Genomic DNA, 22,373 nt, shown 5'->3' with positions numbered 1-22,373 from the left:
GGCGGCGCCTTTGCCTACCTCGTCCGCCGCCGGGGTTACGGGCTACTGGCTACCTGATTTCCCCTCAACTCCTCGACATGCCCTGATTGTTTATAAAGACAGCGATCCGCCCCGCCCGTTGCGGGCCAATGCCGGACAAAATGGCGTTCCTCAAAAGGGGCCGGAAATCGACCCGGTGGCCGCGGAGTAGGCCGGGACCACCGGCCGCCGCTCCAAGGTCGCCGCCCAGCCCACGGCCACGAGGGCCAGCACGCCCGTGGCGGCGCCGACCCAGGCCACGGAGGGGAGGCCGAGGTCCGCGTCGATGGCGAGGCCGCCCAGCATCGGGGTGAGGGTGATGCCGGTGTTGAAGGCCGAGGTGTTCACGGCCCCCGCCAGGGTCGGCGCATCGGGGGCGATCCGGAACACCCGCGACTGCACGACCGGGTTGACGACCCATCCGGTGAAGCCGAGGACGAGGACCAGCACGATGGCGGCGCCGAGGCTTTCGGCCGTCAGCGCCAGCGCCGCGGAGGCGATGGTCAGCCCACCGCCTCCGATGAGGAGGGTCCGCAGCGGCGCGGTGTCGGCGACCCGTCCGCCGACCGTCAGCCCGGCCAGCCCGCCGGCGCCGTACAGCGCGAGCACCAGCGGCACCCAGCCCTCGGGCAGCCCGCTCACCTTCGTCAGCAAGGGTGCGAGATAACTGAAGGTGACCACCGCCGCGCCGAACGTCAGGGCCGTCAGGAGGTAGGACACCCACAGTTCCGGGCGGGCCAGACCCCTCAACTCACCGCGGATCGAGGGACGTTCGCGTACCTCGGCAGAATTCCGTGCCGCCGGCAGTGCGACCCGCAGCGAGATCGCGCTGAGTACGGTCAGCCCGGCCACGCCCCAGAATGCGGCGCGCCAGCCCGCGTGCTGGCTGAGGACCGTACCGGCCGGCACACCGACGATGGTGGCGAGGGTGAGCCCCATGGCGACAACCGACAACGCCTTCCCCTTGGCCCCCGGCGGCACCAGGCTCACCGCCGCCGCGGCGGCCACCGCCCAGAAACCGGCGTACGCGAAGGCGCTGACGATGCGGGTCGCGAACAGCACCCCGTATCCCGGCGCCAGCGCTCCGACCACATGCCCGGCGATGAAGACGGCCTGGAAGGCGATCAGTGCGGTACGGCGCGGTATGCGCAAGGTGGCGACCGCCAGCACCGGCGCGCCGACAAGCATGCCGATGGCGAAGGCGGACACCAGCAGACCGGCGTCGGGGATGGAGACGCCGAGGTCGGAGGCGATGTTGGTGAGCAGTCCGGAGATCATGAATTCGGAGGTGCCCTGGGCGAAGATGCCCAGGCCCAGGAGATATACGGCAAGTGGCATGAGGAGAAGCTCCGTTGGGTGGAGACATGGGTGAGGTAGTGGGTGGGTAAATGACTGGAATGTGGAATTGTTTTAGAACGAGCAGTTCAAAATGAAGGCAGAGGAGGGGCGGCACGCTGTCAGTGAAGGGAGAAAGCACCAGAAATGCGGCCGGGACGCGCAGCCCCGCAATCCCCCGCAAGGAATCAGAAAGCGCTCAACGCCGCATCCGCAACGCTCTCCAGCGCCCCGCGGCCGACCCCGGCCCGCGCCGAGACGCGCAGCCCGGCGACCGTGGCGATGAGGAGATGGGCGAGGGTGCGGGCATCCTTGTCGCGCGGGATATCGCCGTCGCGCTGGCCGGACTCGATCACGGCGCGGACCGCCTCCAGCCGGAGGCCGTAATCCCGCTCCAGCGAGGCGGCGACCGACGGGTCATGGGCCGCCACCTCGACGCAGGCGTTGACGACGAGACAACCGCGGCCGTCCGCATCCTTCGCGAACTCGTGGTCGATCACTCGCTGCAGCACCGTGCGGAGCTTCTGCCGTGCGGGCAGTTCGCTCTCCAGCAGCTCGAAGAGCTCACCGTTGCGGCACTCCATATAGCGGGCCAGCGCGCGCTCGAAGAGATCGTGCTTGCTCTTGAAGGTGTTGTAGATGCTGCTGCGCCCCAGGCCCGTGGCATCACACAGGTCCTGGGTGGACGTCGCTTCGTAGCCGGCGGCCCAGAACGCCTCCATCGCGGCGTCCACCGCCCGCCCCTCGTCGAATTTCCTGGGCCGTGCCATGACAGCGAAGCTAGCACGTATTGGATCGCTCAGTCCAATACGATGCGTACGATGTGGTCCGCCTGGCGGCGGCCTCACACAGGAACGGGAACGGCTATCCCCCGGCCCGCGGAAAGCTGACCTCGACCCGGCGGTTCTTCCTGCGCCCGGTCTCGGTGGCGTTGTCGGCGATCGGGTACTGCTCGCCGTAGCCGCGGATGTCGAACGTCACCGACGAGCCGAGGTCATTGGCCAGCTCCCGCTGGACGGCGTTGGCGCGTTGCTTGGAGAGGGTCAGGCCGTGGGCGGCGGAGCCGAGGTTGTCGGTGAAGCCGAAGACCCGCAGGCGGTGGGCGTTCTGCTTTCTGACCTCGGCGGCAATGGTGTCGATCCGCGACAGTGCCTCCGGTGAGAGCTTGGCGCTGTCCTTGCCGAAGAGGACCTCGGCCTGGAGCGAGAAGGTCACGTTGTCGTTGGTGTCCTGGCGGCGCTCGGAGCCGTCGTCGGACTCGACGATGGACTTGATGTTGAGGACCTTCGAGGGGGCGAGCCGGGCGCCCTGGACCATACGGAGATCGGGGTCGTGGGGGTCGATACGGACCGGAGGGGCGGAGTCCTCCTGGGTGCCGGGCGGATCGTCCGCCTGGGCCGGCGGCGTCAGCAGGGCGGCGGCAAGTATGACGCAGGCGGCGGCCGTCAGGGCCCTGGGCACGGTGCGACCTGTGGGCATGGGGTCACTCACCCGGTGATCTCGATGTTGGCGGAGGGGAAGGTCGGCAGCTGGAATTCCACATCGGTTGTGCTGGCCGGCGGCGACGGGAACTGCATGAAGACCGGCAGGGTCTCCCCCGCCTTGATGATCCGGATGCCGGTGGTCGCCAGCGGGCGCCCCTCGGTGTCCCGCAGGACGTAGTAGCGCTTGCGCTCCTTGGCGTCGATGAGGGTGGCCCCGCCCAGGTGGTTGCCGTGCTGCTGCATCTCCGTCTCGTCGCCGCGCCAGGCGGACGATTCGCTGAACGGCTCGGCGCTGGTGTTCTTCAGGACGCCCTGCACGGTGACGAAGCCGCCGGCGTCCCGCACCGCGGAGTTGAGGGTGAGGACTATGCCCTTCTTGCCCTTGAGCACCGCGATGACCTTGGTGGCGTCCGCGGCCGGTGCGGTCGCGGGGGAGCTGTGCGCGCCCGGCGGCTTCGGCTTCTTCGCCAGGTCCGGCGATCCGCTGTCGTGGCCGCAGCCGACCGCGCCGAAGGCCAAGCCGGCGGCAATCACGATCGCGGCCGCCGCCTTACGGCGCTTCGCGGTGCGTCGCATGCTCATGGGCGAGATTCCTTTGCTGGTCATCCGTGTTCGGTGGCGGAAGGGGCGGTCGGCGGGCGGTGGTGCGAGCGGCGGTCGTGCGGCCGGACCCGGCCAGTCGTGCGCCGGGTCGTTCGGCGGGGCGTTCGGCGGTTCATCCGGCGGGTCATTCGGCGAGTCGTACGGCGAAGAAGCCGGCCGGCTCGGGGAAGGGGTCGAGGTGCGCGGGGTCGAGCGTCAGCGGCTTGCCGTCGCAGGTCAGCTCGATCTTCCCCTTGCCCGGGGCCTTCCCCTTGTCCGGCCCCTGCCCCTTGCCCTTCTCCTTGCCCTTGTCCTTGCCCTTGTCCTTGCCCTTGTCCTTCTCCATGCCCTTGCCCTTGTCCTTGGCGGGCTCTTTCCTGTCGGCCGGGCCGCCGTCACCGGGCCCCCGGCCGCCCTCGGCGGGCCGTACGGTGCAGCGCGGGACGATGACCGCCTTGGCGCCGGCCGACGCATGCTTGTTCTCCGTACCCGGAACGATCGAATCGCCCACCGTGCCGCGCGTGGTGACCCGTACCGCGAAGGATGTCGGCCAGGAGTCTGGGGTGCAGCTGGTGGCATCGGCGTCGTTCTTCCCGGCGAACCACTGGGCGCTGTCGCAGGCGGTGCCCGTGGGGGAACCCATGGCCTTCAGCAGGTCCTCCCAGGCATCGTCGTCGCCTTCGACCGCCTTGCGCAGGGCGCGGTACAGGTCGTCGCGGTACGTCTGGGCGGCGCCCAGGGCCGCGGCGTCGGCGGCGGTCTGCGCGCTGTTGCGGGTGGCGGCCGCCTGGCCCACGGCGAAGAAGGCGAAGGCAAGGAAGAGCAGACCCGCCACGGCCACGATGTAGAGGGGGAAGGCCTGCCCTGCGTCTTGTCGTACGCCCTGCCGCACAGCGTCAATCAGCCGGTGAGCTGGGAGATCTTCGAGGTGATGGCGTCGTAGATGGACTGGCCGATGTCCGTACCGGCGATCGCGATGACGATCGCCACGACCACCGCGATGATGCCCAGGTACTCGATCGAGGTCTGTCCCCGGTCGTTCCCCAAAAACCGCTTCGCCATCGTCTTCCCCTCCATGGGCGGCCGGCCCGCTCTGGTCCGGCTGGTCTGCCCCCGTGGTGCCGGCGCGCTTGTCCGCGCTCAGGACACTTGAAAAGTACGCCGGAACAGCGTTCCCGGAACAGGGAATCCGAACCACTTCCTCGGTGAGGAAGATGTACGGACGGTGTGATGGCGCTATTCGGTCAGTCAGCCGCACCTTGACCACCCCCGCTCCCCCTCCGGGATTATCCGGCACTCCGACACCATTGGGACCGGCCGACCCGCTCGTACCGTGGTGCGAGAGGCGCCGCCGCGCACACCCACTGTGGCACAACTCGTTGCTCCTGCGAAGGCGTTGGCGAGAAGCAGGGTCCGCAGCGACCTCATCCGGCCGTGCGCAACAGCACCGCCGTGAGGGGGTGCGCCAGGCCCGAGCAGTCGTAGCCGCCGGACGGGTCGGGCTGGTACAGGAACCACACCCCGAAGGCGTTGAAGAGCAGTGGCAGCAAGCCCAGGAGCAGGAACGCGAGGGCGACGGCAGAGGCCGCGGAGGAGTCCGTCCGCCACCCCCGCCGGGCCGCCCCGACGCGCAGTGCGGCGTACAGCACGGGGGCCGCCAGACTGCAGCCGAGACCGGCCCAGGCGGCGATGTGCATCCGCAAGGACGGGCCGAAATAGTGGCAGTCGTGGAAGGTGTCGTGCTGGAAGACGGTGGAGAGGAGGGCGAAGAGCCCGGCGCCGAGGAGGACCAGGGCGGGGACGCCGAGGGCGGTGCAGCGGCGCCAGGCGAGGGACGGCTCGGTGCGGCCCACGGGTTCGGTGCGGTCCACAGGTCCGCGGGTCTCGGTCGTCTCTGCCGTCTCTGCCGTCTCTGCCGTCATGGAGGTCTCGGTCGGTCGCATCGCTCATCTGCCCATCAGGGAGCCGAAGTCGGTGCCCGAGCCCAGGAAGAAGCCGGCCACCAGCAGGATCATGGTGGCCGGGACCATGAAGGTGGTGATCACCATGGTGGCCTTGGGGACCGCGCGGGTGGCGCGGCGTCGGGCGTTCTGGGCGTCGGTGCGGCGCATGTCGTTGGCGATCTGGATGAGGGTCTCGACGATCGGGGAGCCGAGCTCCTCGCCCTGCTGGAGGGCCGTGACGAACTGCGCGACCTGTTCGGAGTCGTTGCGTTTGCGCAGCTCGTCGAAGGCCACCCGGCGGCTGACGCCCATGTCCATCTGACGGAGGGTGATCCGGAGTTCGTCGGCCCAGGGCCCCTCGTACTTCTCCGCGACCCGGTCCAGCGCCTGGCGGAAGCCGAGCCCCGCGCTGACGACGACGGCGAGGACGTCCAGGAAGTCGGGGAGGGTGCGTTCGATGGTGTCCTTGCGCTGGCGGATCGCGGCCCAGATGCCGACCTCGGTCCAGAAGAAGGCGAAGAGGATCATGAGGACGCCGAGGACGGCCTGGCCGCGCAGGAGCATCACCAGGGCGGCGACGAGGCCGAGCGCACCGTACACGGCGCGGCGGGCGGCGTAGCGGTCGACGGTGAGACCGCCGGGGTTGCCGGCCTGGTCGATGCGGTGCCGGACCCGGGCGACGCGTTTGTCGCCCATCAGGCGCAGGACGAAGGGCGCGTAGCGCATGCCCATGCGGTCGACGGCCGAGCCGACGGCCGTGGTGCGGGTCGCGCCGACCTCCAGGGACAGCGCGAGGTCGGGCGGGAGTCTGGCCTCGCGGCGGTAGAGCGCGATGCCGCAGCAGATGCCGACGACCGAGAGGGCGAAGGCGAGGGCCAGGAGGATTCCGATGGTCATGGGGTGCTCGCGTCCCGTACCTAGACGTCGATCTTGGCGAAGCGGCGGATGAAGGTGAAGCCGAGGGCGTAGAGGGCGAAGGCCACGACGACCGCGGCCTGGCCCAGGAAGGTGGAGGTCATCCGGTCGATGGCGCCCGGTGCGATGCGGTTCATCAGCAGCAGGGTGCCGATGCCGAGCAGCGGGACGACGTAGGCGGTGACGACCACTTGGGAGAGCTGGGTGCGGACCTCGCGGCGGGTTTCCTTGCGCTCCTCGAGGGTCTTGGTGAGGTTGCGCAGCGAGCCGACGACGGTGCCGCCGGCGCGGTTGGCGAGGACCAGGGTGGTGACCAGGACGACGAGTTCGCGGGAGGGGAGGCGTTCGGCGAGCTCGCCGAGGGCCTCGTCGATGGAGTGGCCGACGGCGAGTTTGTCGGAGACCTTGGCCAGTTCCTCGCCCGCAGGGGCCTCCAGTTCCTCGGCGGCCATGCCGAGGGCCGTGCGCAGGGCGAGGCCGGCCTGGGTGGCGTTGGCGAGGATCCGGGAGAGTTCGGGGAGCTGGTTGATGAACTTCTCGATGCGCTTCTGGCGCTGCCAGTTGAGGAAGGCGGCGGCGGCCCAGACGGCGACCAGTGCGGCGATCGGGCCGAAGAAGGGGGCAAGGGTGGCCTGGGCGATCAGCCAGAGGGCGATGACCGCGGCGAGGAGGTAGACGAGGAATTCGCCGGGGGTCACGTCCAGACCGGTGACGGCGAGCCGCAGTTCGAGGCGGCGGCCGAAGCGGGTGCCGCGCAGGGTGCGGTCGACGGAGGGGAAGCGGCGGCGACGGGTGACCGGGGGCAGGCCGCGCTCGTCCGCCAGACGGTCGACGATGGCCTGGCGCTGGGCGCGCCCGGCGGCGTAGACCCGTACGCCGACGACCGCCAGCACCCCGCACAGCACAGTGGCCCCGAGGGCGAGCAGGGGCAGGGCGGTGCCGCCGGTCATGAGCTGGCCTTCCGGGTGGCGAGTTGGTCGTCGGTGGCCGCCACGCCGAAAGCGGGCGGGGTGGGCTCGCCGGCCATGAAGAGGCGTTCGGCGACGCGGCGGGGCAGCGGGAAGTAGCGGAAGGCGCCGTGGACGACGCGGTCGGCGCCCATCGGCCGGGCGTCGAAGCGGCAGACGGTGGCGATCCGGTAGTCCTCGTGGCCGCGCGAGTCGAGGATGGCGATCTCGCTGATCCGGCGGGAGCCGTCGGCGTGCCGGGTGAGCTGGACGAGGCAGTCGACGGCGCTGTTGATCTGGTCCCGCAGTGCCTCGAAAGGGACCTTGACGTCCGACATGGAGGCCAGCGTCTGCAGCCGCATCAGGGCGTCCTCGGCGCTGTTGGCGTGGACGGTGGCGAGCGAGCCGTCGTGGCCGGTGGACATCGCCTGGAGCATGTCGAGGGTCTCGCCGCCGCGCACCTCGCCGACGATGATGCGGTCGGGGCGCATGCGCAGGGAGTTGCGTACCAGGTCGCGGATGGTGATCCGGCCCTTGCCCTCCACGTTGGGCGGGCGGGACTCCAGGCGGATGACATGGGACTGCTGGAGCTGGAGCTCGGCGGCGTCCTCGACGGTGATGATGCGTTCGCCGTCGGGGATCAGGCCGGACAGGGCGTTGAGCAGGGTCGTCTTCCCGGCACCCGTCGCGCCGGAGACCACCACGTTGAACTTGGCGCGCACCAGCCCCGCCAGCAGCATCAGCATCTGCTCGTCGAGGGTGCCCATGCCGATGAGTTCGGCGAGGGTGTAGGCGCGCGGGAAGCGGCGGATGGTGAGGGTGGCGCCGTTGAGGGCGAGCGGCGGGATGATGACGTTGACGCGTTCGCCGGACGGGAGGCGGGCGTCGACCATCGGATTGGACTCGTCCACGCGGCGGTTGACGGTGGAGACGATCCGCTCGATGGTCTGCATCAGCTGCTCGTGCGAGGCGAAGCGGACGGGCAGCAGCTCCACCCGGCCCGCCCGCTCGACGTACACCTGGTCCGGTCCGTTGACCATGATCTCGGTGATCGAGACGTCTTCGAGCAGCGGCTCCAGGACGCCCAGGCCCAGCGCCTCGTCCACCACCCGGCGGATGAGCTGGGAACGCTCGGCGGTGGAGAGCACCGGGCCCTCGCGGCTGATGATGTGGCCCAGGACGCGCTCCAGGCGCGAGCGGCGCTCGGCGGCGCTCAGCGACGACATCTCGGCGAGGTCGATCTCTTCGAGCAGCTTGGCGCGGTAGACGGCGACCAGATGGTTGTCGTGGCGCGCCTCGGCGGGCGGCTCGGGGGCGACGATCCGGGCTTTCAGACTCATCGCGGCGGTGCTCCTGGTCCTGTGGGTGGTACGTGCGCCGGCACTACGGGGCTCCTTCGTACGGGCCCGCCGCGGCCGGGTGGGTGGCGTGCGCGGGGCTGGGCATGGTGGCGCTGCGCGTGGCGGAGCCGAAGTCGGCGACGCCGGGGATGAGGGAGGGGATGCGGACGCTCACGGTGGCGTGCACCGCGCTCCCGTCGTCGCCCACCGAGATCTTGGCGCCCTCGGCGATCCAGCCGCTCATCGCGGCCAGGCCCGCACCCCGGGGATCGGTCTCGCCGTCGGCCTCGTCCAGGGACGCGGTACGGGCCGCGGCGCGGGCACCCGTACCGGCCTGCTGGACGGCGTACGCGCCCAGGCCCAGCTGGACCACGGCCAGCGCGACGGCCAGCAGGACCGGCAGGAAGCCGAGGAATTCGATGGAGACCTGGCCGCGGTCGCGGCGGCGGCCGCGCGGCCGGGCGGGGGTTCGCCGGGCGCCGCTCATCCTCGGGCCTCCTTCACCGCACCGGCCGAACCGGTCACCGTCCAGGGGAAGTCGGCCGCCCCGGGGAACAGCACCGGCACCTTGAGGCGGACCGTGGCCTGCCACAGCCCGGCCTCCGGACGGCAGGAGGTCGTGGCGGCGCTGCGCCAGGAGGCAGGCAGATCGCGGACGGCGGCGGTACGGCAGGCCCCCGCGCCGCCGGCCTCGATCGCGGTGGCGGCCCGCGCCCCGCGGTCGGCGGAGTTGGCCGCCAGCGAGTACGTGTAGCCGATCAGCACGAACTGCCACAGCAGGATCAGGACCACGCCGATCAGCGGCAGCAGGCCCAGGAATTCGACGGAGACCTGACCGCGGTCGGTGCCGCCCGGGGGGCGCCGCACGGGTCATCCCTCCTCGTACGGGCGGGCCGGGTCGAACGGCCCCGTCCCGCCCGCCGCCGTCGACGAGCCGCGCCGTGTCCCGAACCGCGGGCCCGGGCCGAACCCCGCTGCGGGGCCCTGGTGCGTCCCCGGTCCGGGAGGCGCCCCCGCCGTGATCGCCTTGCGTTTGCGTCCCGTCAGGGCCGTACGCGCCCGGGGGCCGCCCCGTCCCTGGCGGTCGGTGGGCGAGTCGACCAGGCCCAGCTCGCCGGCCAGCGCCCACAGGGCCTGCTTGACCGTCGAGCGGGAGTCCAGGTCCTGCATCCGGCCCGCGTCGACGCAGGGCTGGAGCTCCTTGAAGGCGGCCGGGACCGGGGTCCTGGCCATCCGGGTGCCGGTGGCCTTGGCGACCAGCGGCGGCTGGATCTCAGTACTGCGGGTGAGCCGGTTGACCAGCGTCGTGGTGTCCGCCGCCTTGCGGATCTGGAGCCGGTCCCACAGCCGCACCTGCCGTTTGGCGGCGCGTACGGCCACCACGTCCGGGGTGGTCACCAGCAGTGCCACATCGGCGAGTTCGACGGCCGCGGCGTTCGCGGACTGCATCTGCGAGCCGCAGTCGACGACCACCACTTCGTAGCGGGAGCGCAGCGCGGCGACGATGTGCCGGGCGGCCCGGTCGTCGACCTCCTCGCCCCGCTCGCCCTCCTCCGGGGCCAGCAGCAGCGCCAGCCCGGTGTGGTGCTCGTGCACCGCGTCCTGGAGGACCCGTACGGAGATGTCCTCGATCCCGGCGAGGTCCACGAGGGAGCGGCGGAACTGCACGTCCAGATAGGAGGCGACATCGCCGGACTGGAGGTCCATGTCCACCAGGGCGACGCTGCGGCCCGCGGCGAGCGCGGCGAGCGCCAGTTGGACGGCCGTGACGGTAGTCCCGACGCCGCCCTTGGCGCCCGTCACCGTCACCAGCGTCCCGGCGGGCCCGGGGGCCGCGTCCGGGCCTCCCCCGAGGTGGACCCGTACCCCCGCCGACCACTGTGCGGCGGCCTGCACCCGGGCGGCCAGTTCGTCGTAGCCGAGCGGCAGTCCGACGATGCCGCGGGCACCCGCGTCCATCGCCGCGGAGAACAGCGCGGGTCCCGCGTCCGTCGTCATCAGGACGACGCCGACGGCCGGGAAGCGCAGCGCCACCTCGCGGATCAGCTCCAGCGCCGGCATCGGGCCGATCCGCTCATGGACGAGGACGACCTCGGGCAGCCCCTCGACGGCGGGGGCCGGGCCGCGGCCGCCGGTGGGGCCCGCGGGCGGCTGGGCGGCCGGTTGGGCGGCCTGGGCCAGGGCGCCGAGCAGCGCGGCGGAGTCGGCGACCACCGGCTCGGGCTCGGCGTCCGGCAACTGGCTGAGCAGCGAGGACACGATGCGCGCGGCGTCCGGGTCGCCGACTGCGGGGAGGATGCGGATGGTCACCTGGGCCTCCGGGTCACTTGTCGCCGTCGAGGGTGTAGGTGCGCTGGCCGGGCGGGATGGTGGCCTCGCTGCCGGGGGCGAGCAGGGCGAGCCGGACGTGGGAGGCGAAGGACTCGGCGTAGGCGACCCGCTGGGCGTCCTGGGTGTCCAGGGCGAAGGTGATCGGCACGGCCTCGCTCGCCCGCCGGCTCGCGGTCGTGTCGCCCGGGTCCCTGGCCTCCAGGGGCGTCAGTTTGCCGACGTCGATGACCTGGGCACCGGCGACGATGACCTTGGAGACGGGCTTGTCCTCGGGGCGTTTGCCCTCGAAGGTGGCGTAGATGTTCACCCGGGAACCGGGGTTGATCTTTCCGGCCACACCGGTGGCGGCGTCGATCATGATGGCGATCTCCTGCTGCCCGGCCTTCAGCGCGGGCCGCTCGACGACCATGTCCTCCTGGAGCAGCGAGCCCTTCTTCAGCGGCGTGACCGCGATCTTGCCGCTGACCCGGTCGAGGTCGGTCACGGCGGTGGGCGGCAGCCACCGCTGAGGCATCTTCACCTTCTCGAACTGCCCCGGATCCAGCGCTTTATAGGCCGCGACATCCGCCTTCAGCCGGTACGCCGTCCTCTCCGGCCCGACCTTGGACTCGACGTTCTTGATCACCGACAGGACGCCGATGAACGCGCCGACCGCGCAGAGGGCCGACAGGAGCAGCAGGATCACTCCGCGGCGCTGGCGTGAGTTCATGGGGGTGGGACCTCGATCGGGGGACGGGGGGACGGGCAGGCGGTCGGAGGCGGCACGGTCGGGTCAGCGCACGCGGGCCACCGTCCGTGCGGTACCGGGGAAATCGGGGTGGCCGGGGAGGTCCCGGCGGCCCGGGGCGGCCGGTTCTGCGGTGACGCCCGGCCCTCGTACGTCCAACTGGCCGGGAGCGCCGCCCCGTACGTCCGGCATACCGGACGGGGACACCGGGGACAGGCCGCGCCGGCGGAGCGCGGACGGGGGTGGCGGCGGGTCGGCCGAGGGAGGAGCGGGGTCCCCCGGGTCGGGCGCCGGGGCGGGCGCGGGAGCCGGGTGGGGCTCGGGAGCCGGGGCCGCGCACGGTGTCGTACCGGGATCCGCCGCCGTACCGGATGGGGCGGCCGTACCGGGTGCCGCTGCCTGCGGCCCCGCTATCGCCGCAGGTGAGCGCCCCGCGCCGGCCGCCGTCCGGTCCCGCGCCACCGGCGTCGCACAGAACGCGCAGCGGTCGCCGAGGAGTTCCAGGCCGCACCAGCCGCACTCCTCGCGCCGTACGGACGACACCAGTTGGTGCAGCACCGACGGATCCGGAATGGCGGCCGCGAACTCGATCAGCTTCTGGGTGCCCCACCACCGGGCGGACTCGGCCGGCAGCCGGGCCTCGTAGGCGCCCTGCACCTGCCAGGCCGGGGCCAGCACACCGCCCACCCACTCGCCGGTGAGCTGCCCGCGGGCGACCGCGAGCTGAGTGGCGAACCCGGGCGCGGGCAGCCCGGCCCCGGTGCTGTGCCGGTCCAGATGCAGCAGCTGCGGTTCGGGATTGGCGAGCACCGCGAAATGCGCCCCCGGCAGCCAGGACTTCACATGGGACCGCAGATCCACCGCCACCCGGTCCAGGCCGCTGACGCTGCCCAGGAGCGCGCCCGCATGGACGTAGTGCGCCAGCAGCCGCGCCGCACAGGCCAGCACCCCCGGGCTGAAGCCGCACAGCGACAGCTGCCGCAGCTGGTGGGCGAGCACCGCGACGCCGAGCGGCGGCAGGGACAGCGGCAGGATGGCGATCCGGTCGCTCTCGAGGACGGCGCGCAGGGTGTGCAGCCGGCGGATGTGTTCCGGCGGACAGGCGGAGGTGTAGAGCACGACGAGATGGCCGTGGTGCTCCAGTACGGCAGCGGTCTCCGTCAACGCCTCGTCCAGCGGCTGCAGATGCGGGGCCTGCAGGACGACCGCGGCGGGGGTCTGCCGGTCGGCGGGCAGCGCGAGGTCAGGGCTGGTGACTGCAATCGCGGTCGGCACGTCGCTCCCCCACTCCTAGCGGCCGCCGGGGGTCCGGGACCGCGGATCGGCACAGCTCTGCGCCATCGGCGCCATACGCTCAGCACTTTATCCACGAGATACGCCCCAGAGAACACGTTCTGGGCTACTCGTCATGACGGCGGGCCCGCAGGGAAACGGCACATACCGGCCGGGCGGCCGATGCGGGAACTTCCGCTTCCGTCCGGCCCCTCGACCAACCCATGACCAACCTCTTGACAGGCGCAATGGTCTGGACCACGTTGTACGACAAGCCCAGGGGCCCCTGAGCGCGTACCGGCACCACTCCCCTCAACTACCCCCCACACGGAGGCAGTCGTGGTTCGCGCATCTTCAGGAACGGCGAAGCGAAGACTGACGGCAAGACTGGTGAAAGGGCTGCTGGCGGGGGTGTCCGCGGCGGCCCTGCTCTCGGCGGGGACCGTCGCGGACGCCCACGCGGCGGATGCCGCCGCCGTCCCCAAGCACGCCGTCACCGGCTACTGGCAGAACTTCAACAACGGCGCCACGGTCCAGAAACTCAAGGACGTCGACGACGCCTACGACATCATCGCGGTCTCCTTCGCCGACGCGACCGGTCAGCCAGGAGCCGTCACCTTCAACCTCGACCCGGCCGTCGGCTACGGCTCCGTGGACGACTTCAAGGCGGACATCAAGGCCAAACAGGCGGCCGGGAAGGCGGTCGTCCTCTCCGTGGGCGGCGAAAAGGGCTCCGTCTCGGTCAGTGACGAAGCCTCCGCCAAGAACTTCGCCGACTCCGTCAACAAGCTGATGGACGACTACGGCTTCAACGGTGTCGACATCGACCTCGAAAACGGCCTCAATTCGACGTACATGACCCAGGCCCTCAAGGCCGTCCACGCCGCGCACGGCGATGTCGTGGTGACGATGGCCCCGCAGACCATCGATATGCAGTCACCGCAGAACGAGTACTTCAAGACGGCGCTCGGCATCAAGGACTTCCTGACCGCCGTCAACATGCAGTACTACAACAGCGGTTCGATGAACGGCTGCGACGGCAAGGTCTACGCCCAGGGCTCGGTGGACTTCCTGACCTCGCTGGCCTGTATCCAGCTGGAGGGCGGACTCGATCCGTCCCAGGTCGGCATCGGCGTACCGGCCTCCTCCAGCGCGGCCGGCAGCGGCTATGTGTCCCCGTCCGTCGTCAATGCCGCGCTCGACTGCCTCACCCAGGGCAGCAACTGCGGCTCCTTCAAGCCGTCCAGGACCTATCCGGGGCTGCGCGGCGCGATGACCTGGTCCACCAACTGGGACGCGTCGAACGGGAACGCCTTCGCGAGCCAGGTGGGCGGGCACGTCCACGGGCTTCCGTAGCCCGTCCCTCGCGCCACCCCCACAGCCGGGGCCCGTGCACCGGGTGCACGGGCCCTGGCCGCTGGTGGCTTCTAGCTCACCCGGTACCTCAGCTGCGGACACCCGCCGGCTTGGGCAGCTCGCAGCCCTCCGCGTTCAGGTCCAGCTTGTTGCCGGTGCCGAAGCACTTGGGTATCCCGTACGTCTCCTGGGCGTAGTTGATGCCCTTGTGCACGGTGACATTGCCGTTCTCGTCGACCTCGCACGGGTTGTTCTCGGTGCACTTCTCACCGTTCTCATTGCCCGTGTTGTTGATCGCCGCGACCTTGCCGCTGCCGGTGTCGATCACCGGGGAACCGGAGGTCCCGCCGATGGTGTGGCAGTCCGGCGTGTAGCGGACCGAGTCCTTCCAGGTCCAGTCGCCCTCCTTGAGGGTGTTGACGAACCCGTCGATGTTGCAGGAGTAGATCTTCTTCCAGTAGCCGGAGACCACGCTGATCCCCGCACCCTTGGCCGGGTGGTCGGTGGCCAGCTCCAGCGGCTTGATGCCGTACTTCTGCTCGATCTCGGCGTAGGTCGAGCCGGTCTCGTACAGGGACACATCGGTGTCCGTCATCGTGGCGTACGCGATCTTGGTCGCCTTGATGGTGCCCAGGTCGCCCGCGGACTTGTCCAGCACGGTGAAGCTGCGGCTGGACGGCTGGTCGACGATGACCTCGCCCGCGCCCGGCATACCGCTCTCCAGACAGTGCCCGTTGGACATCACCAGGGCGGGGTCGTTCTCCTGCGAGTTCGGCATCTTGACGATCGAGCCGGAGCAGTTGTCCAGCGCGACGGTGCCGGCGAAGTCGACGGCCTTGGTCTTGTGGCCGGTCTTGTGCTTGCTGTGCGGGGCCTTGTGCTTGTGGTGGACCTGCGGGGCCGCACCGGCGCTGCCGGCACTGCCCACCAGGGCTGCGGCGCCCAGAACGGCCGTGGCCAGGGCGCCGACGAGAGGTCGGTTCATGTGGGGGTCCTCTCAGTTTCCGTACCGAAGGCCGGGTCGTGTCAGCGTCCCGGCTCTTCGGTTTTGACGTGCGCATTGTTGGCCGTCGAACGCCCCCAGGCAATGAATTTCCGTAAAACGATGCCAAGTTGCCGGGTTGGCCCCCGTTCGCGCGCCCTTCACATCTGGCCGTCGAACATCTTGACCCGACCATGCCAAGGCCCAAAACTGGCGCCGTCGCTTCGCCTCACACCCCACAGGAGACCGCATGCGACCCCGACGTATACGCGGCGGGCGGACCACCGCCCTCGCCGCCGCTCTCTCCCTCGCGCTCGCCGCTTCGATCGCCGCCGCACAGGCCCAGGCCTCCCCCGCCGGCACACCCCCCACCACCCGCGCCGCCGAGCCCCCTCACCAGTACGAGGTGTCCGGCCCCGCCACCCCCGCCCAGCGCACCGCGCTCACCGCAACCGGCGCCTCCGTCGACGAGGTCCACGCCCGCGCCGTCGTCATCACCGCGGACCGCGCCCAGGCCGCCCTCGTACGCCAACTCGGCTACCGGCTGAAGAAGCTGCCCGACCCGCCGCGCACCCCGGCGAGTTCCGGCCGCATCAAGGACTTCCCCGACGGCTACACGAAGTACCACAACTACGACGAGGCGACCAAGGAGATCGACACGCTCGTCGCCAAGCACCCGGACATCCTGTCCAAGCAGGTCATCGGCAAGTCCCACGAGGGCCGCGACATCCTCGCCCTGAAACTCAGCAAGAACGTCACCAAGGACGAGAAGGAACCCGAGGTCCTCTTCACCGCGCACCAGCACGCCCGGGAGCACCTCACCGTCGAGATGGCGCTCTACCTCCTCAACGAATTCACCTCGAAGTACGGCTCGGACGACCGCATCACCAAAATGCTCGACTCCCGGGAAATCTGGGTCATCCCGGATCTGAACCCGGACGGCGGCGAATTCGACATCTCCACCGGCGAGTTCCAGATGTGGCGCAAGAACCGCCAGCCCAACTCCGGCACCAACGAGGTCGGCACCGACCTCAACCGCAACTGGGACTTCAAATGGGGCTGCTGCAACGGCTCCTCCGACGACCCCGGCGACGAGACCTACCGCGGCCCGTCCGCCGCCTCGGCCCCCGAGGTGAAGGTCGTGTCCGACTTCGTCCGCGGGCGCAAGGTGGGCGGTAAGCAGCAGATCACCGCGGCCATCGACTTCCACACCTACAGCGAACTCGTCCTGTGGCCCTTCGGCTTCACCAACGACCCGACCGGGCCCGGTATGACGCAGGACGAACACGACACGTTCGCCGCCATCGGAAAGAAGATGGCCGCCAGCAACGGCTACACCCCGGAACAGTCCAGCGAGCTCTACATCACCGACGGGGCGATCGACGACTGGCTGTGGGGCGACCAGAGGATCTTCGCCTACACCTTCGAGATGTATCCGTCCTCGAACGGCGGTGGCGGCTTCTACCCGAAGGATTCGGTGATCCCGAAGGAGACCGCGCGGAACAAGGACGCGGTACTGCAGCTCCTGGAAACCGCCGACTGCCCGTACCGCGCCATCGGCAAGGAAGGCCAGTACTGCAAGAACAAGGGCTGACGCGCCCGGCGCAATGCAGCACGGTGGCCCCGCCCGAGGCGGGGCCACTGCCGTTCGGCCCCAGGGGGTGCCGTCACCTTCCCTGGACCACGGAACTCACCAGCAGAGCCACCGCGAAACCGGTGACGGACAGCACCGATTCCAGAACCGTCCAGGACTTCAGCGTGTCCCGCTCCGGAATCCCGAAGTATTTCGCGACCATCCAGAATCCGCCGTCGTTCACATGTGAGGCGAAAATCGACCCTGCCGAAATCGCCATGATGATCAGTGCCAGTGCTGCCTGGGACAGCCCCTGCCCCGCCACCAGCGGCAGCACGATGCCCGCCGTGGTCACGATGGCGACCGTCGCCGAACCCTGGGCCACCCGGAGCACCAGCGCCAGCAGATAGGCCAGGACGATGACCGGCAGGCCGACGTCGTGGAAGGTGTCGGAGAGGGCGGTGGCGACACCGCTGCCCTTGAGGACCGCGCCGAAGACCCCGCCGGCGCCGACCACCAGCAGGATGTTGCCCACCGGCCTCAACGACGCCGTGGCGACGGCCTCCAGGGACGCACGGGACCAGCCGCGGCGGATGCCCAGCAGGTAGGAGGCCATCAGCAGGGCGGCGGTCAGGGCGACAAAAGGGTGGCCGAGGAACTCGATGGCGGAGCGGGCGGGGGAAGCGGGCAGGGCTATGGAGGAGAAGGTCGCCAGGAGGATGAGGAGGAGGGGGGTGCCGATGATGGCGAGGACGGTGGCGAGGGAGACCGGTTTCTCGGCGGTCCTGACGGCGCGCCTGGCCTCCTCGGCGGCCTCGAGCACATCCTGCGGTACGGGGACGAAGATCCGCTTGCCGATCCAGGCGGCGTAGCCCCAGGCGGCCAGTACGGCGGGGATGCCGCAGACGAGGCCCATGAGGACGACCCAGCCGAGGCCGACCTGGAACAGACCGGCTGCGGCGACCGGGCCGGGGTGCGGCGGCAGGAAGGCGTGGGTCATGGACAGGCCGGCGAGCAGCGGCATACAGAAGAGGAGCACGGACCGGCCGCTTCGCTTCGCGGCCGCGTGGACGATCGGGGCGAGGACGAAGATGCCGACGTCGAAGAAGACCGGGATACCGAAGATCAGGCCCGTCATCCCCATGGCCAGCGGGGCGCGCCTCTCGCCGAAGAGACGCAGCAGCCGGCCGCTCAGCACCTCGGCGCCACCGGAGACTTCGAGAATCGCGCCGAGCATGGTGCCCAGGCCGATGATGATCGCGACATGGCCGAGGATGCCGCCCATGCCGGTCTCGATCACCGAGACGGCGTCGGACTTCTGGACGGTACCGAAGAGTTCGGTGACGGAGAGTCCGGCGGCGAGGCCGACGGCGAGGGAGACGCCGAGCAGCGCGACGAAGGGCTGGAGGCGGACCTTGATGATGAGGATCAGGAGCAGGGCGATGCCGAGTGCGGCGACCGTCAGGAGGCCCGCGGTGCCCGGTAGGAGGGCGAGCAGGCCGCCGGTGTGAGCGGGAGCGGGCGCGGGGGCAGCGAGCAGGGAGATACGGGGGGCCATGAGGGGGACCTCGTCATCCCATAGGTCTTCCGGGGCAGGGCGGATCGCGGCACGGCACCGGACGACCGGGTGCCGCGCCGTGACGACGGATGGCGTGCGGGGGTTTCAGGGCGGGGCTTCCAGGAGCGGCAGGGGCGCGTCAGCCCAGGACGGCCAGCGCGTCGATCTCGATGAGCAGGCCCTTGGGCAGACCGACATAGACGGTCGTGCGGGCGGCGGGGGCTTCCTTGAGGCCCTGCTCCTCGAAGTATTGGTTGTAGATCTCGTTCATCTCGGCGAAGTGGTCCACGTCGGTGAGGTAGACGCGGATCATCATCGCGTCGTCCCAGGTGGCGCCGCCTTCTTCGAGGACGGCCCGGACGTTGGCGAGGGTCTGGAGGGTCTGTTCGCGCAGGGTGGGGCCGGCCGGCGTCGGGGCCCGCCCCTCGACGGCGGGGAGGAAGCCGACCTGGCCGGCGACCTGCAGGATGTTGCCCTTCCTGACGCCGTGGGAGAACTTCGCGGGCGGGGTGGTGTGGGTGGCCGGGGTGAGGGCGGTCTTGTCCGTCATTCGGTCTCCTTTGCTGGGGTCTGGCCGGAGTACTCCCGGCTGATGGCGTCCGCGGTGCGGCGCACCAGGGGGAGCAGTGCGAGGAGTTCGTCGGCGGTGACGACGACGTTCGGTGCGGAGACCGACATCGCGGCGACCACCCGCCCGTCCACGCCGCGGACGGGGGCGCCGACGCAGTTGATGGACTCCTCGTGGCCGCCGAGGTCGGTGGCCCAGCCCTGTTCGCGGACCTTGGCCAGTTCGGCGAGGAAGGCCGTGGCGTCGGGTGTCGAACGGGCCGTGTAGCGGGGGTAGTCGAGCTTCACGGCGAGGGCGCGGCGCTCGGGTTCGGGGAGGTCGGCCAGCAGCAGCTTGGCGACGGCGGCGACGGTGATCGCGACGGGCTTGCCGATCCGGGAGTACATCCGCACGGGGTAGCGGCTCTCCACCTTGTCGATGTAGAGGACCTCGTTCTCCTCGTGGACCGCGAGGTGGACGGTGTGCCCGCACTTCTCGTTGAGGGCGACGAGGTGGGGGTGGGCGATCTCGCGGACGTCGAGGCTCTCGACGGCCTGCTGGGCGAGCGCGAAGAGCCGGGCGCCGAGGCGGTAGCGCTGGTCGGACTGGCGGTGGACGAGGCCGTGTTCGTGGAGGGTCCGCAGCAGCCGCAGCGCGGTGGATTTGTGGACGCCGAGGCGGTCGGCGACCTGTCCCAGGTCGGCGGGCCCTTCGGCGAGCAGCGGCAGGATGCTCAGCGCGCGGTCGACGGTCTGGCTCATGCTTGTGCCTCACTTCGCTCGGCCCTGCCTTCGCCAGGGGCGCACCTCTCGATGGCTCCCTCGCTTCGCTCGTTCACGGGATGCGCTACCTCCTGGTCCACGGCCGTGGCTCGTGTCCCGGCCTGTGTCTTGGCCTGTGTCCTGGCCTGTGTCCAGCCGGGGCCGAGGTGCAGTGTGCCCCAGGCGGCGGCGTCGAGGGCGGCGAGCCGGTCGGCGTGGGCGCGCCCCGGAGGCGGCGCGAGGTCACCGGTGACGGTGATGGCCGCGGCGGCCCACAGGTGGCCGTGGCGCAGGCGGGTGCGTACGGGCAGGCCGCGGAGGGTGGCGGAGAGAAACCCGGCGGCGAAGGCGTCGCCCGCGCCGACGGCGGCGACGACCTCGACGCGCGGGGCGGGCTCGGTGAACCGGCCGCCGTGGCGGTCGTAGGCGACCGCGCCCGTGGCCCCGCACTTGACGACGAGCACGCCGGGCTCGGGCAGCGCGTCCCGCACGGCGTCCGGGCCGCCGGTGACGCCCCAGGCCTCCGCCGCCTCGTCCTCGCCGACGAAGACCAGGTCGGCGCCGCGGGCGAGGTCGAGCAGCACCCGGGCGCCGGAGGTGTCACGCCACAGGCCTGGCCGGTGGTTGACGTCGAAGGAGAGGAGGGGGCGGCCGCTGCCGGGGGCGGTGAGCTCGCGCAGCAGGCCGAGGCAGTCGCCGGAGAGCGCGGCCGTGATGCCCGAGAGGTGCAGTACGCGGCCCGACCGGATCGCGTCCAGGTCCATGGTGGCGACGGCCATCGCGGAGGCGGCGGACCCGGCCCGGTAGTAGGCGACTTCATGGGCGCCGGTGGTGCGGTCGCCGGCCGTCCGGAAGTAGATGCCGGTGGGGCGGGCGGGGTCGCGTCGTACGGCCGCGGTGTCGACGCCGTACGCGCCGATGGCAGCCACCAGGTGGTCGCCGAACGGGTCGGCGCCCACCCGGCTGATCCACTTCGTACGGTGTCCGGCGGCGGCGAGCACACACGCCACATTGGACTCCGCGCCGCCGATGGCGCGCGCGAAGGCGGGGACATCGGCGAGCCGCCCCGGTGTGACGGGCAGGAAGGTGACCATGGACTCGCCGAGGCAGACGACCTCGGCACCGGGCGTGGCGCCGGTGCCGTCGCTGACGTCCGGGGACCTGGTCACCATCGGATGCGCTCCTTCGCACGGTGCAGGTTTCTCACCACTGATGCGGCCACTGAGCGGCGCTCGGGCGGCCATTGACCGCATGTTGGCCCGGATGTTAGACAGCGGTAAGCGTTATATGCAATGACTGTTGCAAGGAATGCAACACGACTTCCGAGGAGGCCCCATGGCCGACGAGCGGCTCGCGCAGGCACTCAAGGGACTCGCCGACGAACGCATCGATCACCGCTTCAAGGCGCTGCCCCCGGACGCCGAGGGCCGCACCGTCGGCGAGCTGGCCGCCGAACGGCGCAACCTCTTCACCGGCGGGTTCACCACACCCGTCCTGGCGCTCTCCGCCGAGTCGGTCGAGCACAACCTCGCCCTGCTGGAGACCTACGCCGAGCGGCACGGCCTCGCCTTCGCCCCGCACGGCAAGACTTGCATGGCCCCCCAGCTCTTCGCCCGCCAACTGGAGTACGGCGCCTGGGGCATCACCGCCGCCGTCCCCCACCAGGCCCGCGTGTACCGCCGTCACGGCATCCAGCGGATCTTCCTCGCCAATGAGGTGGTGGACGCGGTCGCGCTGCGCTGGCTCGCCGCCGAGCTGGCCGCCGACGCCGACTTCCGCTTCGTCTGCTACGTCGACTCGCTGCGCGGCATCGAGCTGATGGACACGGCCCTGCGCGAGGCGGGGGCGGTCCGTCCCGTGGACGTCGTCATCGAGCTCGGCGCCGGGGAGGGCGCCCGTACCGGCGTCCGCACCGAGGCCGAATGCCTGGAACTCGCCGATGCCATCGCGGGGGTGGACACCCTCCGCCTGGTCGGCGTCGCCGGCTACGAGGGCGAGGTGCCCGACGCCGACGCCGCGCGGGTGACCGCCTGGCTGCGCCGGCTGGTGGCGCTGGCCGTGGAGTTCGACAAGGCGGGCCGGTTCGCCGACCTCGACCAGATCATCGTCAGCGCGGGCGGCAGCGCCTGGTTCGACACCGTCGCCGAGGTCTTCGGCGAGATCCCCGGACTCTCCGCGCCGGTCCTCAAACTGCTCCGCTCGGGCGCGTATGTCTCGCACGACGACGGCCACTACCGCCGCCTCACCCCCTTCAACCGCATCCCGGAAGAGGGCGCCCTCCAGCCCGCGTTCCGCCTCTGGGCGCAGGTCGTCTCCCGCCCCACGCCGCAGCAGGCGTTCGTCAACGCGGGCAAGCGCGATGCGCCCTATGACCTCGGACTGCCGCAGGCCCAGGTCGTACGGTCCGGCCGGGACGGCAGCGAGCGCCGGGCGGACGGGGTGACCGTCACGGGCCTGTCCGACCAGCACGCCTGGCTGGCCACGGAGCACGCCGGTGACCTGGAGGTCGGCGACTGGGTCGGCCTGGGCCTGTCCCACCCGTGTACGTCCTTCGACAAGTGGCAGCTGATCCCGCTGGTGGAGGCGGACGGCACGGTCACGGATTACGTCCGCACCTTCTTCTGATCCCCGGGTTCCCCCCCCGACGGTACGCGCCCCCTCCCCCCGGCGGCGCGCACCGTCGGCCCGGAGGCCGTACGACC

23 protein-coding genes are annotated in these 22,373 nt (G+C 70.9%); 3 read left to right on the top strand and 20 right to left on the bottom strand.

Features of this window, described 5'->3' with window-relative positions; translation table 11 throughout:
- Positions 1 to 150: 150 nt before the first annotated feature.
- The 15 genes from ADL29_RS00530 to ADL29_RS00465 form a co-directional block, all read right to left on the bottom strand.
- Complete coding sequence (locus tag ADL29_RS00530) at positions 151 to 1,356, bottom strand: Cmx/CmrA family chloramphenicol efflux MFS transporter (protein WP_053921835.1); 1,206 nt, start codon at positions 1,354 to 1,356, stop codon at positions 151 to 153.
- Between the two features lie 185 nt (positions 1,357 to 1,541).
- Entirely contained in the window at positions 1,542 to 2,123 is a 582-nt protein-coding gene (locus tag ADL29_RS00525; protein WP_046926238.1) for a TetR/AcrR family transcriptional regulator, read from the bottom strand.
- A gap of 94 nt (positions 2,124 to 2,217) precedes the next feature.
- Complete coding sequence (locus ADL29_RS00520) at positions 2,218 to 2,832, bottom strand: OmpA family protein (protein ID WP_053921834.1); 615 nt, start codon at positions 2,830 to 2,832, stop codon at positions 2,218 to 2,220.
- Between the two features lie 8 nt (positions 2,833 to 2,840).
- Positions 2,841 to 3,419 (bottom strand): hypothetical protein, encoded by a 579-nt coding sequence (locus ADL29_RS00515; protein ID WP_053921833.1) that lies wholly within the window; start codon positions 3,417 to 3,419, stop codon positions 2,841 to 2,843.
- 145 nt (positions 3,420 to 3,564) lie between these two features.
- Positions 3,565 to 4,311, bottom strand: a complete 747-nt coding sequence (locus ADL29_RS00510) for a pilus assembly protein TadG-related protein (RefSeq protein ID WP_053921832.1) — start codon at positions 4,309 to 4,311, stop codon at positions 3,565 to 3,567.
- Positions 4,312 to 4,319: 8 nt separating this feature from the next.
- Positions 4,320 to 4,481 (bottom strand): Flp family type IVb pilin, encoded by a 162-nt coding sequence (locus tag ADL29_RS43930; RefSeq protein ID WP_046930826.1) that lies wholly within the window; start codon positions 4,479 to 4,481, stop codon positions 4,320 to 4,322.
- 362 nt (positions 4,482 to 4,843) lie between these two features.
- The gene (locus tag ADL29_RS00505) at positions 4,844 to 5,341 is read right to left on the bottom strand and encodes a hypothetical protein (RefSeq protein ID WP_157878349.1); all 498 of its coding nucleotides are present in this window, start codon (positions 5,339 to 5,341) and stop codon (positions 4,844 to 4,846) included.
- A 24-nt stretch (positions 5,342 to 5,365) separates the two neighbouring features.
- Complete coding sequence (locus ADL29_RS00500; RefSeq protein ID WP_053921830.1) at positions 5,366 to 6,259, bottom strand: DUF5936 domain-containing protein; 894 nt, start codon at positions 6,257 to 6,259, stop codon at positions 5,366 to 5,368.
- A gap of 20 nt (positions 6,260 to 6,279) precedes the next feature.
- Positions 6,280 to 7,227, bottom strand: coding sequence for a type II secretion system F family protein (locus ADL29_RS00495; RefSeq protein WP_053921829.1), 948 nt, complete (start codon positions 7,225 to 7,227; stop codon positions 6,280 to 6,282).
- Positions 7,224 to 8,564: a TadA family conjugal transfer-associated ATPase gene (locus ADL29_RS00490; protein WP_053921828.1), complete on the bottom strand. Its 1,341-nt coding sequence runs from the start codon at positions 8,562 to 8,564 to the stop codon at positions 7,224 to 7,226. Before ADL29_RS00490 ends, ADL29_RS00495 begins: the two co-directional genes overlap by 4 nt.
- Before the next feature lie 43 nt (positions 8,565 to 8,607).
- Positions 8,608 to 9,051: a TadE/TadG family type IV pilus assembly protein gene (locus ADL29_RS00485; RefSeq protein WP_053921827.1), complete on the bottom strand. Its 444-nt coding sequence runs from the start codon at positions 9,049 to 9,051 to the stop codon at positions 8,608 to 8,610.
- Positions 9,048 to 9,431 carry a TadE family protein gene (locus tag ADL29_RS00480; RefSeq protein WP_046926246.1) on the bottom strand — a complete coding sequence of 128 codons (384 nt, stop codon included), beginning with the start codon at positions 9,429 to 9,431 and terminating at the stop codon, positions 9,048 to 9,050. Before ADL29_RS00480 ends, ADL29_RS00485 begins: the two co-directional genes overlap by 4 nt.
- A 3-nt stretch (positions 9,432 to 9,434) precedes the next feature.
- Positions 9,435 to 10,874, bottom strand: coding sequence for a CpaE/TadZ family protein (locus tag ADL29_RS00475; RefSeq protein WP_053921826.1), 1,440 nt, complete (start codon positions 10,872 to 10,874; stop codon positions 9,435 to 9,437).
- Between the two features lie 13 nt (positions 10,875 to 10,887).
- On the bottom strand, positions 10,888 to 11,604 hold the full coding sequence (cpaB, locus tag ADL29_RS00470; protein ID WP_211274223.1) for a Flp pilus assembly protein CpaB: 717 nt from the start codon (positions 11,602 to 11,604) through the stop codon (positions 10,888 to 10,890).
- Between the two features lie 63 nt (positions 11,605 to 11,667).
- Positions 11,668 to 12,897: a hypothetical protein gene (locus ADL29_RS00465; RefSeq protein WP_053921824.1), complete on the bottom strand. Its 1,230-nt coding sequence runs from the start codon at positions 12,895 to 12,897 to the stop codon at positions 11,668 to 11,670.
- A gap of 336 nt (positions 12,898 to 13,233) precedes the next feature.
- On the opposite strand from ADL29_RS00465, the gene ADL29_RS00460 reads away from it, so the two are divergent.
- Positions 13,234 to 14,250 carry a chitinase gene (locus tag ADL29_RS00460; RefSeq protein ID WP_053921823.1) on the top strand — a complete coding sequence of 339 codons (1,017 nt, stop codon included), beginning with the start codon at positions 13,234 to 13,236 and terminating at the stop codon, positions 14,248 to 14,250.
- Between the two features lie 88 nt (positions 14,251 to 14,338).
- On the opposite strand, the gene ADL29_RS00455 is transcribed toward ADL29_RS00460, so the two are convergent.
- Positions 14,339 to 15,235, bottom strand: coding sequence for a S1 family peptidase (locus ADL29_RS00455; RefSeq protein WP_053921822.1), 897 nt, complete (start codon positions 15,233 to 15,235; stop codon positions 14,339 to 14,341).
- A gap of 247 nt (positions 15,236 to 15,482) precedes the next feature.
- Between ADL29_RS00455 and ADL29_RS00450 the strand changes: the two genes are divergently transcribed.
- Entirely contained in the window at positions 15,483 to 16,826 is a 1,344-nt protein-coding gene (locus ADL29_RS00450; RefSeq protein ID WP_053921821.1) for a M14 family metallopeptidase, read from the top strand.
- Positions 16,827 to 16,899: 73 nt separating this feature from the next.
- Here ADL29_RS00450 and ADL29_RS00445 read toward each other — a convergent pair whose 3' ends face one another.
- The 4 genes from ADL29_RS00445 to ADL29_RS00430 all read right to left on the bottom strand — a co-directional run bounded on the left by ADL29_RS00445 (position 16,900) and on the right by ADL29_RS00430 (position 20,843).
- The gene (locus ADL29_RS00445) at positions 16,900 to 18,363 is read right to left on the bottom strand and encodes a GntP family permease (RefSeq protein WP_053921820.1); all 1,464 of its coding nucleotides are present in this window, start codon (positions 18,361 to 18,363) and stop codon (positions 16,900 to 16,902) included.
- 139 nt (positions 18,364 to 18,502) lie between these two features.
- Positions 18,503 to 18,913, bottom strand: a complete 411-nt coding sequence (locus tag ADL29_RS00440; protein ID WP_053921819.1) for a RidA family protein — start codon at positions 18,911 to 18,913, stop codon at positions 18,503 to 18,505.
- Positions 18,910 to 19,671, bottom strand: a complete 762-nt coding sequence (locus ADL29_RS00435) for an IclR family transcriptional regulator (protein WP_053921818.1) — start codon at positions 19,669 to 19,671, stop codon at positions 18,910 to 18,912. The genes ADL29_RS00440 and ADL29_RS00435 overlap by 4 nt, the downstream gene beginning before the upstream one ends.
- Positions 19,668 to 20,843, bottom strand: coding sequence for a sugar kinase (locus ADL29_RS00430; RefSeq protein ID WP_078970630.1), 1,176 nt, complete (start codon positions 20,841 to 20,843; stop codon positions 19,668 to 19,670). The genes ADL29_RS00435 and ADL29_RS00430 overlap by 4 nt, the downstream gene beginning before the upstream one ends.
- Positions 20,844 to 21,006: 163 nt before the next feature.
- Here ADL29_RS00430 and ADL29_RS00425 point away from each other — a divergent pair, with 163 nt between their 5' ends.
- Positions 21,007 to 22,296 (top strand): amino acid deaminase, encoded by a 1,290-nt coding sequence (locus ADL29_RS00425; protein WP_053921817.1) that lies wholly within the window; start codon positions 21,007 to 21,009, stop codon positions 22,294 to 22,296.
- Positions 22,297 to 22,373: the final 77 nt, after the last annotated feature.

It is taken from the genome of Streptomyces chattanoogensis (genome assembly GCF_001294335.1).
Taxonomy (GTDB): Bacteria; Actinomycetota; Actinomycetes; order Streptomycetales; family Streptomycetaceae; genus Streptomyces; species Streptomyces chattanoogensis.
This window is presented reverse-complemented; position numbering and strand designations above follow the sequence as displayed.